The organism is Leptotrichia sp. SK-5 (genome assembly GCF_055387215.1).
On the sequence record NZ_AP028931.1, the window covers coordinates 575496 to 587852 of the forward strand.

General features: G+C 36.9%; 7 protein-coding genes, 1 tRNA gene and 3 rRNA genes. 7 read left to right on the plus strand and 4 right to left on the minus strand.

Annotation, left to right across the window (positions count from 1 at the left end; all coding sequences use genetic code 11):
• Positions 1-10 precede the first annotated feature (10 nt).
• Positions 11-1051 carry a hypothetical protein gene (locus ACZ5B9_RS03045; protein WP_464423313.1) on the minus strand — a complete coding sequence of 347 codons (1041 nt, stop codon included), beginning with the start codon at positions 1049-1051 and terminating at the stop codon, positions 11-13.
• Entirely contained in the window at positions 1029-1796 is a 768-nt protein-coding gene (locus ACZ5B9_RS03050; protein WP_464423314.1) for an NUDIX hydrolase, read from the minus strand. The genes ACZ5B9_RS03045 and ACZ5B9_RS03050 overlap by 23 nt, the downstream gene beginning before the upstream one ends.
• A 508-nt stretch (positions 1797-2304) precedes the next feature.
• Between ACZ5B9_RS03050 and ACZ5B9_RS03055 the strand changes: the two genes are divergently transcribed.
• The 7 genes from ACZ5B9_RS03055 to ACZ5B9_RS03085 all read left to right on the plus strand — a co-directional run bounded on the left by ACZ5B9_RS03055 (position 2305) and on the right by ACZ5B9_RS03085 (position 10246).
• Entirely contained in the window at positions 2305-3546 is a 1242-nt protein-coding gene (locus ACZ5B9_RS03055) for a D-alanyl-D-alanine carboxypeptidase family protein (protein ID WP_464423315.1), read from the plus strand.
• 90 nt (positions 3547-3636) lie between these two features.
• Positions 3637-4422 carry a glutamate racemase gene (gene murI, locus ACZ5B9_RS03060; RefSeq protein ID WP_464423316.1) on the plus strand — a complete coding sequence of 262 codons (786 nt, stop codon included), beginning with the start codon at positions 3637-3639 and terminating at the stop codon, positions 4420-4422.
• Positions 4423-4479: 57 nt separating this feature from the next.
• Positions 4480-5115 (plus strand): Holliday junction branch migration protein RuvA, encoded by a 636-nt coding sequence (gene ruvA / locus ACZ5B9_RS03065; protein WP_464423317.1) that lies wholly within the window; start codon positions 4480-4482, stop codon positions 5113-5115.
• Positions 5116-5446: 331 nt separating this feature from the next.
• A 16S ribosomal RNA gene (locus ACZ5B9_RS03070) occupies positions 5447-6958 on the plus strand.
• 115 nt (positions 6959-7073) lie between these two features.
• Positions 7074-9979 (plus strand): 23S ribosomal RNA (locus ACZ5B9_RS03075).
• Between the two features lie 62 nt (positions 9980-10041).
• Positions 10042-10154 (plus strand): 5S ribosomal RNA (gene rrf, locus ACZ5B9_RS03080).
• Together the 16S, 23S and 5S rRNA genes with 1 tRNA gene alongside form the textbook arrangement of a ribosomal RNA operon.
• A gap of 15 nt (positions 10155-10169) precedes the next feature.
• A tRNA-Asn gene (locus ACZ5B9_RS03085) sits at positions 10170-10246 on the plus strand.
• A gap of 416 nt (positions 10247-10662) precedes the next feature.
• Here the strand turns inward: ACZ5B9_RS03085 and sufU are convergent.
• Positions 10663-11103: a Fe-S cluster assembly sulfur transfer protein SufU gene (gene sufU, locus ACZ5B9_RS03090; RefSeq protein ID WP_315289736.1), complete on the minus strand. Its 441-nt coding sequence runs from the start codon at positions 11101-11103 to the stop codon at positions 10663-10665.
• A 43-nt stretch (positions 11104-11146) separates the two neighbouring features.
• Complete coding sequence (locus tag ACZ5B9_RS03095; protein ID WP_464423318.1) at positions 11147-12352, minus strand: cysteine desulfurase; 1206 nt, start codon at positions 12350-12352, stop codon at positions 11147-11149.
• Positions 12353-12357: the final 5 nt, after the last annotated feature.

The window sequence follows — 12357 nt, forward strand, 5'->3', positions numbered from 1 at the left end:
ATACTTATTTTTACAGTTTTTCAAATATTCTATAAAGTTTACTTTTTTCTAATTTTTTTGAAAATTCTGCACTTTCTTTTTCATCATCTGACACTAATATTACCATTATTCTCAAATACATATTTTCCAATATAATATTGTATTTTATTGAATCTTCTGTCATTTTTTCATTATTTGCAACATTTTTTAAATAATAATCAGTTGCTTCTTTTATAGTTTTTATTTTAAATTCTCCATCCTGTTTCAAATCTTTTTGCATTATCTCATTAATTTTCGAAAAATTTAATAACAAATCAAAAGAGTAAACTAATTCATCTACAACACCAAATTCTCTTTTGTTTTCTTCTGATTGAAAGAAATCTTTAACTATTTTCATTTTTTCAACTTGTTTTTTAGATATTTCCTGAATTTCTTTCATCTTTTTTTCATTAGTTGCAGTATCTACGATAAGTTGGCTAAAATTTTGGCTATCTCTTAATACATCAATATCCATCATCACTATTTCAATTAAATTATAAACGGCAGGCTTTTCCTTGTATTTTTCTTTAATTTTGTCAAAATATTCTTGAGCCTTTTTCTTTTCTCCTATTTGGTAATAATACAGTCCTGTTGAACTCCATTTATCAAAATCAGTAATTCCTTTATCTTTTAAGTTTTCTTCATTTATTTTTTGTGCCTTTAAATTATTCTTATTTCCACCTTTTTTCAAATACATTGACGATAAATATTGCTTAATCACGATATTATTTTTATCTTTTTTCAGCAACGTTTCTGCTCTGTCAATCAAACTGTCAATTTCATCTTGCTGTGGAACAATAGACATTTTACCTCTTGAATCTAACAAAAAGTCCGATGTTTCATCAATTATACTTTGCTTCACTCCTCTTTTTGAAAGCGTTTCCTGAACATTTTCCCTCAAAGTATACGCATTCAAGCCAAAATTTATTGTTAAAAAACTGTAATTGCGAGAATTATTTTTTTCATAGCCAATTTTCCTTCCTACTTTTTTAATTTTTCTAAAAAAAATTTTAAACTTCCATCCTAAACACATTAATTACCGCCGTTTCATAAGGATGAGCCTCTTTTAACAGATAATATGCCAGTTCCTCAAATTCTCTTTTTACCCTGAACTTCATTATTTTTTCATCTGCAACACTTGATTTTCCCGCTTCTCCATCAAAAGGACTTCCACCTTCCAGAGTTTTCCAATGCCCAATCGTATCAGATGTAGAATAGACATCAGCATAAAACCCTTCTGTCAATAAAGAATATCTCTGCAGATTTTCCACAATTTTCCCTACATATTTTTCCGGTACAAAAACCTCAAAAGAACTGTATTCCTGCTTAAATTCCAATTTTGACCCTATTAAATCATCATTTTCATAATCTAAAGTCAGATAAAAGAATGGAGAGTTTTCAAATAGCAGTTTCAGAAAAATCTTATCCCCTTCCCATAGCCTAAGATTAAGAACTTCATCTTTTGAAATCCATTTTAAATCCCCTTCATCACATTCCTTCTGTATCCCATTAAAATCAGAACTTGTATAAAGATACATAAACAGTGGCTCATCAGCATTATAGTTGAAAATCACAAGTCCCCTGTACTCAAAACTGTTCAGTTCATATCCTGTTTCTTCCCTGACTTCCCTTCTCAGACATTCTTCAGGAGTTTCCCCATCTTCCAGCTTTCCTCCTACACCAAGCCATTTCCCTTTATTTATATCTATTTCCTTTTTATTTCTATGTAACATCAGATATTTATTATCCTTTTCAAGATAACACAATGTTGTAATCATATTTTCTCCTGTTCATAAATTCTTTTTCAATTAAAATCTATTTATTTTATAATCTTTCTCTTTTCTGAATTTATATCTTTTGTAATTATAACATATTTTTTGAAAAAATACTTTTAATTTTTGTAATGATTTCAAATTACTTTATAAAAAAATAATATTATATTGTTCAAAATAATCTGAAAATGCGAATTAAATCTGTATAATTTAATAATAAAATTTTCTAAATTATAACTTAAATTTTATACTAATATAAAAAATATATAATAACATCATTTTAAAACTGAATTCAATATATATAAAAATTTAACGAATATATATTTAATAATATTAAAACACTTTGAATCACTATTAAACAAGGAATATTTAGTTTTTATAGTTAAATATTTGTAAGGTATAATTAGTTTAAACAAGTTTTATTCAAAAATTTACAAATGAAAAACTAATATGAAAATGTTATAATACGATTTAGTAAAATTATTTAGAAATGAAAAGAGGAAAGAAAAGTAAAATGGGAAAAAAAGTAAAAATTGGGAGAAAAAGTAAAAAGTTATTATTTTCTATGGTATTTTTGGCTATATCAGCATTTTCTTTTGCTGATGGTGAAGATTATCAGGATTATAAAGCGCTGTTAATCGGAGATGTAAATGGGAATATTATAAAGGAGGACAATAGTTCTGATGTTCGTCCATTAGCTTCAGTAACAAAAATTATGACATCAATATTAACATTGGATAAAATAAAAAACGGACAAATTTCATATGATGATAAAGTAACAGTTTCAGCAAAAGCTGCTTCAGTTCCATATGGAATAAAATTAACTGCTGGAAAGCAATATACAGTAAGAGATTTGTTAAAGGCAACAATTATAAAATCATCAAATAATGCTGCATACGCTCTTGCAGAGTATGTTGGAGGGGATGTTTCGAATTTTGTACATTCCATGAATGAAAAAGCTAGAAGTTATGGATTAAATTCTCTTAGATATTGTTCTCCACATGGATTGCCACCTAGTTATACAGGTTCATGCATGGATCAAGGAAATGCAAAAGATTTGTATAAACTTGCTCAAATAACACTAAAAGATTATAGTGAATACTTGAACTTCTCAAAAAATAAGACAGATTATGTAGACAACGGAAATACAAAGGTAACTTCAACAAATGCACTTTTAGGAAATGTACTAGGAGTGGATGGAATAAAAACAGGATACCACAACGCAGCAGGGTCAAACATTGTTCTAACCGCAAATAGAGGAAACGATAGAATGATAGCTATTATTTTAGGATCAAACAGAGCAAAAGATAGAAACGCCATAGGAGCAAGAGAAATAAATAATTATTATACAAATGGTTATGCACGAAAAACAAATATAGCAACTAACACTTATGCCAATAATAATCAAACAAACGATAATAATAGCAATACAGAAAACCATTCTCAAACAAAAGGAAATAAAATAGAACAATTTTTCAATATGATTTTTAAAAAGAATAACAATAATGAAAATTCAGCTAAGAAAATGAAAATCATAAGTAAAAATGATGTAGTAGCAATAGCAACAATAGGAGATAGTAAATATAACTTGTATCCAACAAAGGATGTTGAAATAACTGCTACACAACGTCCAAATCTAAATTATACAATAAATTTAAATTCAGGAGTTAATAAAAAAAGTGTAGGAAAAGTAGTAGGGACATATGTTGCAACTGATGGAACATTAACTTACAGCGGAGAATTAATTATGAAATAAACTAAAATAAAAATAGAGCTGTTTTTTAACGGCTCAATTTTATTGTTTTAATAGATAAACAATTTTGAATATACAAAGAAAGGAAGTACAATGTCAATTGGTGTATTTGATTCTGGAATTGGGGGGCTAACAGTATTAAAAGAAATTAGAAAAGTCCTGCCAAATGAAAAAATATATTATTTTGGAGATACTGCAAGAGTTCCATATGGAGAAAAAACAAAAGAATTAATTATTCGATATTCAAAAGAAATAGTTGAATTTTTGCTAGAAAAAGATGTGAGTGCAATCGTAGTAGCTTGCAATACAGCAACGGCACTAGCTTTAAAGGAGTTGAAGGAAATATTTAAAATTCCTATTATAGGAGTAATTGAAGCAGGTGCAAGAACGGCGATAAACACTACGAAAAGTAACGAAATTGGAGTGATAGGAACAAAAGCGACAATAAAATCAGAAAAATACATAGAAGAAATAAAGCTTTTTAATCCAAAAGTAAAAGTTTTTCAGAAAGCTTGTCCACTTTTTGTACCAGCCGTAGAAGAAGGGATTTTAAGTGGAAAATTAGTAAACCAAATAATAAAAACATATCTTGATGATTTTGAAGAGAAAATCGACACATTAATATTAGGTTGTACTCATTATCCTTTGTTAAAAGATGCAATTAGTAAAATTTATCCTAATATAAAAATAGTAGATCCAGCAAAAGAAACAGCTTTAGATTTAAAAAGTATTTTACAAAAAAATAAATTTTTAAAAAACGATGCTCTTAAAAATGAAGAAGTAAATTATTATGTAACTGATGGACAGGAAAAATTTAAAGAAATCGGTATTATGTTTTTAGAAAAAAATATTAAAAAAGTAGAGCTCGTTAAATTGTAATAATAGAAATTATATTATATAGAAATAGTTATAATATATTATAAAGAAAGGAAATAAATGTTTGAATATATTTCTGGAAAATTAACAATCAAAAAAATTGATTATGTAGCCTTAGATATAAATGGTTTGGCGTATAAAGTATATGTATCCTTAAAAACGTTTGAAAAATTAGATAACATTGGAAATGATGAAAAATTATACATTTATACAAATGTAAAGGAAGATGATATTTCATTATATGGTTTCAAAACCCAAAATGAAAGAGAACTTTTCAAGGCACTAATAAGTATAAGCGGTGTAGGACCTAAACTTGGAATTGCAATATTATCGACATTTAATACACGAGAAATTATAGACATTGTAAATGAAAATGAGTCAAAGATTTTTACAAGAGTTCCAGGGCTAGGAATAAAAAAAGCCCAAAAAATAATTTTAGACTTAAAAGATAAAGTAAAAAAACTAGATTTAACAGAAACAATAGAAGAAATCAGTGATATATCATCAGGTAAATTAATAACATCAAACACCTCAAATCCAAAATTACTACTAATGAAAGAAGATTTAAAGTTAGCTTTAGAATCTTTAGGATACATAAATAGTGATGTTTCTAAATGGATAACAGATAAGGAATTAGTCCAAGTGAAAGATATAAGTGAAGCTATAAAAATGATTTTACAAAAAATTCAAAAATAAAAAGGACTTGGAAAGAATGTAAAACTTCAAAGTACAAAATATTTCACAGAATACAAATTAAAATTAGATTTTAAAGCACTTTCTAAGAAATAAAAAATAGACTACGAATAAAAATATTCAAAAACACAAATTTTTTGAAAAAAAGTAGTTGACAAATAAATTCAGTTATGATAATATATATCTTGTCGATACGAAATCGTGTCGCAGGACAATTGAGATAGGAATAGAAGAAGCAATAATGTGTAAAAGATAAATAACAGTCAAGAGCTCTTGTTGTAAAACAAGATTCTCGTCAAGATAAAGGTGAAACTTAAATATATGTAAAATATATTGAATGAAGAGTTTGATCCTGGCTCAGGATGAACGCTGACAGAATGCTTAACACATGCAAGTCTTTGGCAAATCTGTGCTTGCACAGGCTAGCCAAGGCGGACGGGTGAGTAACGCGTAAAGAACTTGCCCTGCAGACAGGGATAACAGACGGAAACGACTGATAACACCTGATACAGTTGCCGGCACGCATGTGCCTGGCAATGAAAAGAGATGCTGCGGGAGAGCTTTGCGTCCTATTAGCTTGTTGGTGAGGTGACGGCTCACCAAGGCGATGATAGGTAGCCGGCCTGAGAGGGTGAACGGCCACAAGGGGACTGAGATACGGCCCTTACTCCTACGGGAGGCAGCAGTGGGGAATATTGGACAATGGGGGCAACCCTGATCCAGCAATTCTGTGTGCACGAAGAAGGTTTTCGGATTGTAAAGTGCTTTCAGCAGGGAAGAAGAAAGTGACGGTACCTGCAGAAGAAGCGACGGCTAAATACGTGCCAGCAGCCGCGGTAATACGTATGTCGCAAGCGTTATCCGGAATTATTGGGCATAAAGGGCATCTAGGCGGCCAGACAAGTCTGGGGTGAAAACTTGCGGCTCAACCGCAAGCCTGCCCTGGAAACTGTTTGGCTAGAGTGCTGGAGAGGTGGACGGAACTGCACGAGTAGAGGTGAAATTCGTAGATATGTGCAGGAATGCCGATGATGAAGATAGTTCACTGGACGGCAACTGACGCTGAAGTGCGAAAGCTGGGGGAGCGAACAGGATTAGATACCCTGGTAGTCCCAGCCGTAAACGATGATTACTGGGTGTGGGCATGAAGAGTGTCCGTGCCGAAGCAAATGCGATAAGTAATCCGCCTGGGGAGTACGGCCGCAAGGCTGAAACTCAAAGGAATTGACGGGGACCCGCACAAGCGGTGGAGCATGTGGTTTAATTCGACGCAACGCGAGGAACCTTACCAGATCTTGACATCCTACGGATGCCTGTGAGAACAGGCAGTGCCTTCGGGAACGTAGAGACAGGTGGTGCATGGCTGTCGACAGCTCGTGTCGTGAGATGTTGGGTTAAGTCCCGCAACGAGCGCAACCCCTATCGTTAGTTGCCATCATTAAGTTGGGGACTCTGGCGAGACTGCCTGCGAAGAGCAGGAGGAAGGTGGGGATGACGTCAAGTCATCATGCCCCTTATGATCTGGGCTACACACGTGCTACAATGGCCGGTACAGAGAGCTGCAAGGCGGCAACGCCAAGCGAATCTTTAAAGCCGGTCCAAGTTCGGATTGAAGTCTGCAACTCGACTTCATGAAGCTGGAATCGCTAGTAATCGCAGATCAGCAATGCTGCGGTGAATACGTTCTCGGGTCTTGTACACACCGCCCGTCACACCACGAGAGTTGTCTGCACCTGAAGCTGCCGGTCTAACCGCAAGGAGGAAGGCATCTAAGGTGTGGACAGTGATTGGGGTGAAGTCGTAACAAGGTATCCGTACCGGAAGGTGCGGATGGATCACCTCCTTTCTAAGGAGTTAATTCATTACACTGCTTCTTCGTATATCTTTATAGTCTTTAGGACAATGGGAAATGAATAGTAGGTAAAAGATTACAATGAAACTGGAGTAAAAGTTATTCTGGATAAAAAGCTAACAAGGGCACACGGAGGATGCCTAGGCAACAACAGCCGATGAAGGACGTGATAAGCTGCGATAAGCCGGGAGAAGATGCACATAATCGTTAATCCCCGGATTTCCGAATGGGAAAACCTGCATGCCTGGAGGGCATGCGTGAAAACGGTAAGCCCGTGAACTGAAACATCTAAGTAACGGGAGGAAAAGAAAGTAAAAACGATTCCCTAAGTAGCGGCGAGCGAACGGGGAAAAGCCTAAACCGTGCCAGTGCCAAGCGGACAGCATTGCTGGCACGGGGTTGTGGGACTTCCATCAACGGATTGTCATAATGTTTAAGCTGTATGTATGTAAGTAGAATCAGCTGGGAAGCTGAACCAAAGAAGGTGATAGTCCTGTAGAACATAAAATACATATAGTGACTGGAAGCACCCGAGTAGCGTCAGGCACGAGGAATCTGGCGTGAATCAGCGTGGACCATATCACGCAAGGCTAAATACTGCTGTTGACCGATAGTGAAGAGTACCGTGAGGGAAAGGTGAAAAGAACCCTGAGCAAGGGAGTGAAATAGAATTTGAAACCGTGTGCTTACAAACGGTAGGAGCACTTTATGTGTGACTGCGTGGATTTTGGTTAATCATCCTGCGAGTTATGATTAGTGGCAAGGTTAATAAAGCGGAGCCGAAGGGAAACCGAGTCTTAACAGGGCGTCAAGTCGCTAGTCATAGACGCGAAACCTAGTGATCTAGGCCTGTCCAGGCTGAAGCTGAGGTAAGACTCAGTGGAGGGCCGAACTCACCGCCGTTGAAAAGTTGGGAGATGAGGCAGGTCTAGGGGTGAAAAGCCAATCGAACTAGGAGATAGCTCGTTCTCTCCGAAATGCATTTAGGTGCAGCCTTGACGTTAAGATATGTGGGGGTAGAGCTCTGTATGGTCTAGGGGGCGTACTGCTTACCGAAATCAAGCAAACTTCGAATACCATATATTAATAGTCAGGAGTGAGTCCGCGGATGACAAGGTCCGCGGACGAGAGGGGAACAGCCCAGACCGCCAGCTAAGGTCCCTAATTATGTCTAAGTGGGAAAGGAGGTGGATATTCACAGACAACCAGGAGGTTGGCTTAGAAGCAGCCATGCCTTAAAAGAGTGCGTAATAGCTCACTGGTCGAGAGTATCTGCGCCGAAGATGTAACGGGGCTAAGACATAAACCGAAGCTGCGGAGGCGTGCCTGCACGCCTGGTAGGAGAGCGTTCTGTAGGCCGTTGAAGGAATGCCGCAAGGCCATTCTGGAGGTATCAGAAGTGAGAATGCAGGAATGAGTAGCGAGAAGGCGGGCGAGAATCCCGCCGGCCGGAAGTCCAAGGTTTCCAGGGGAAGGTTTGTCCGCCCTGGGGAAGTCGGGACCTAAGCATAAGCAAAATTGTGATGGCGAATGGAAAACAGGTTAATATTCCTGTACCACTATTATCGCTTGAGAGACGGAGTGACGCAGGAAGGTATGTGAGAAGACTGACGGAATAGTCTTTCTAAGGGCGTAGCATGGACACGCAGGAAAATCCGCGTGTCTAAATGTGAGACCTGACGGGGAAGTGCATTGGCATAAGTCACAGATCCTACACTGCCGGGAAAAACTTCTATCGATGAGAAGTAGTGCCCGTACTGTAAACCGACACAGGTGGACAGAGTGAGAAACTTAAGGCCGACAGGATAACTCTAGCTAAGGAACTCTGCAAAATAGCCCCGTAACTTCGGGAGAAGGGGTGCCTGATATACCTGAGAGGAGAAACGCCTCAAGGGGAAACAGGCCGCAGTGAAGAGTCCCAAGCAACTGTTTACCAAAAACACAGGTCTATGCTAAGCTGAAAGGCGACGTATATGGGCTGACACCTGCCCAGTGCCGGAAGGTTAAGAGGAGGAGTGAGAGCTCCGAATTGAAGCCCCGGTGAACGGCGGCCGTAACTATAACGGTCCTAAGGTAGCGAAATTCCTTGTCGGGTAAGTTCCGACCTGCACGAATGGTGAAATGATTTGGGAGCTGTCTTGGCTGGAGACCTGGTGAAGTTGTAATGCCGGTGAAGATACCGGCTACCTGCAGTAGGACGGAAAGACCCCGTGGAGCTTTACTGTAGTTTGGCATTGGGTTTTGGCTGTGTGTGTATAGGATAGTTGGGAGACTGTGAAGCTGAGGCGTCAGTTTCAGCCGAGTCGCCGTTGGAATACCAACCATATGCCGTTGAAATTCTAATCCGGTAACGGAGACAGTGCTAGATGGGCAGTTTGACTGGGGCGGTCGCCTCCCAAAGAGTAACGGAGGCGTTCAAAGGTTCCCTCAGGCTGGATGGAAATCAGCCTAAGAGTGCAAACGCATAAGGGAGCTTGACTGCAAGACTGACGGGTCGAGCAGGCACGAAAGTGGGAGTTAGTGATCCGGCGGTTCCGTATGGAAGGACCGTCGCTCAACGGATAAAAGCTACCCCGGGGATAACAGGCTGATACTTCCCAAGAGTCCATATCGACGGAAGTGTTTGGCACCTCGATGTCGGCTCGTCTCATCCTGGGGCTGGAGAAGGTCCCAAGGGTTGGGCTGTTCGCCCATTAAAGAGGCACGCGAGCTGGGTTCAGAACGTCGTGAGACAGTTCGGTCCCTATCCACTGCAGGCGCCTGAATACTGAAAAGATCTGACCTTAGTACGAGAGGACCGGGTTGGACAGACCTCTGATGTACCAGTTGTCACGCCAGTGGCATGGCTGGGTAGTCACGTCTGGAACGGATAATCGCTGAAAGCATCTAAGCGAGAAGCCGACTTTGAGATGAGTATTCGCAGTATCCATGGAGAACACATGGTTGATAGGCCAGGGGTGTAAGCGCAGCAATGCGTTCAGCTGACTGGTACTAATATTACATCTGCTTTTTAGTTAATCTTTTACTGCTGCTATTTATTTCTCATTGTCTTAACTTGACAATTTAGTTTTTTGAAGTTTGGTGATGCTAGCAGCAGGGATACACCCGGTTACATTTCGAACCCGGCAGTTAAGTCTGTTTACGCCTACGATACTTGGATTCGTCCCGGGAAAATAGGCAGTTGCCAAACTTTTTTCTTTTGCGTGTCTCCGTAGCTCAGCCGGTTAGAGCATCTGACTGTTAATCAGAGGGCCGTTGGTTCGAGTCCAACCGGGGACGCCATTTTTTTTTGTTAAAAATATTTAAAAATATTTAGATTTTCTATACTTTAGCTTAATTTTTAATTTTTTCTAGTAATAAATTTTTGTGTTTATTTGACATTTTTAATATGGTAAAAAAATTAGAAGAAATATTTTAATATTTAATGGTTTTAGAATATAAATTTAATTAATATTATGTTTTAAAAAATTGAAATTTAGTATTACAAACTGTAAATAAAGTTTCTCTTTAGAGATTAATTATAAAGTTCCACGCAATGTTCAAATTATCTAAAGGAAAAGAAAAGTTTGCAAATGTATCATCGCAATATTCGGGAGTAGCTATAGAACAAGATAAGATAATAAAGAGTAGTAGAAATCTAAAAGAAATAATTATAAATTTTTTGGTCTAACAAAAAAGGCTGTTTTAACAGCCTTTTTCTATTTTTCACTTTTCTCTACAATTACTTTTAAGGAATGCCAGCTAAGTGTCGCACATTTTACTCTTGCAGGCATTTGAGCCACATATTCCATAAGAACAGCATCTCCTAATTTTTTGCTTTCTTCACTTGTCAGTTTTTCTTCCTGCTTCATCATTTTGAAAAACAAATTTACTTTTTCCTTTGCTTCTTCCATTGTCTTCCCTTTTACTAAGTCAATCAGCATAGCCATAGAAGCTGTTGAAATTGCACATCCGCTTCCAATAAAAGCGGCATCTGTTATTACTCCATTTTCATCAGTTTTTATTTCAAGCGTCAAGTCATCTCCACAGTTTGGATTATGCCCACGTTCTGCAAATGTCGGATTTTCAATTTCACGGTTTAGTTCCTTACGTCTGCTGTATTCCAGTATTGTCTGCTGGTATATTTTTTCTAAATTCATATTAAACCTCCTTTTCAAATTTTTTTCTTTTTATTTATTTTTCCTATAATTCAAAAACTTCCTTCACTTTTAAAAGCCCTTCTATAAGTTTATCAATATCCTCTTCATTGTTGTAAATGCTAAAACTTGCACGGCAGCACGAAGGCACTCCTAAATACTTCATTAAAGGCTGTGCACAATGATGCCCTGAACGAACTGCCACATTATACGAGTCAAGTATAAATGCCACATCGTGAGAATGCACATTTTTTACATTAAAGGCAATAATTCCAGCACGCTCAACATCTTTTGTAAAATATGTTTCCACAAAATCTAGCTTTTTTAATTTTTCTAAAGCAATTTCCGTAAGAGAATTTTCAATTTCATTAATTTTCTCATAACTTATTTCTTCAATAAAATTAATTGCCTCTTCCAGAGTTACTGCCCCTTCCACATTCTGAGTCCCGCCTTCAAATTTATTTGGAAGCGGCGCAAACGTTGATTCCTCCTCTGTTACAAATTCAATCATATCTCCACCATATAAGAAAGGCGGCATTTTGTCAAGAATATCCTTTTTTCCGTACATAACCCCAATTCCCATTGGCGTAAATAATTTATGTCCTGAAAATACAAGAAAATCTGCATCCAATTTTTGAACATCGTGTTTAAAATGCAGCATAGATTGTGCAGCATCCACAAGAATGCGTATATTTTTATTTTTGTTTCGTGCAATTTCAATAATTTCCTTTATGGGCTGAATAACTCCTGTAACATTTACCACAGCGGAAATAGCCACAAGTTTTGTTTTATCTGACAATTTATTTTTAAAATCTTCAATATCAAATTGTCCATTTTCAGTAAGATAAACAAATTTTATCCTAGCATTTTTCTTTTTAGCCACAAACTGCCAAGGGACAATATTTGCATGATGATTTGAAATTCCTAGAATTATTTCATCATTTTCGTTTATAAATTCCAGCCCGTAAGAATAGGCGATTAAATTGATTGATTCAGTTGTACTTTTTGTAAAAATCACTTCTTCAGGATATTTTGCATTAATAAACTTCTGTACAGTTTTACGTGCATTTGTCATCAAGTTTGAGGCTTCCATGGACAAAGTATGCGAACCACGTCCTGGATTGCCGTTATATTTTTCATAATATTCCATAATTTTATCCAGCACTCTTTTTGGCTTTTGTGAAGTTGCGGCTGTATCAAGATAGTGATTATTTCTGTTCTTAAATATTGGAAATTCTTTTCTGTAGTCCATTTTTC

Coding starts and splice junctions, on each gene's coding strand:
- murI (WP_464423316.1), top strand. CDS start 3,637: ATGTCAATTGGTGTATTTGATTCTGGAATTGGGGGGCTAACAGTATTA.
- ACZ5B9_RS03095 (WP_464423318.1), bottom strand. CDS start 12,352: ATGGACTACAGAAAAGAATTTCCAATATTTAAGAACAGAAATAATCAC.
- ACZ5B9_RS03055 (WP_464423315.1), top strand. CDS start 2,305: ATGGGAAAAAAAGTAAAAATTGGGAGAAAAAGTAAAAAGTTATTATTT.
- ACZ5B9_RS03050 (WP_464423314.1), bottom strand. CDS start 1,796: ATGATTACAACATTGTGTTATCTTGAAAAGGATAATAAATATCTGATG.
- sufU (WP_315289736.1), bottom strand. CDS start 11,103: ATGAATTTAGAAAAAATATACCAGCAGACAATACTGGAATACAGCAGA.
- ruvA (WP_464423317.1), top strand. CDS start 4,480: ATGTTTGAATATATTTCTGGAAAATTAACAATCAAAAAAATTGATTAT.
- ACZ5B9_RS03045 (WP_464423313.1), bottom strand. CDS start 1,051: ATGTGTTTAGGATGGAAGTTTAAAATTTTTTTTAGAAAAATTAAAAAA.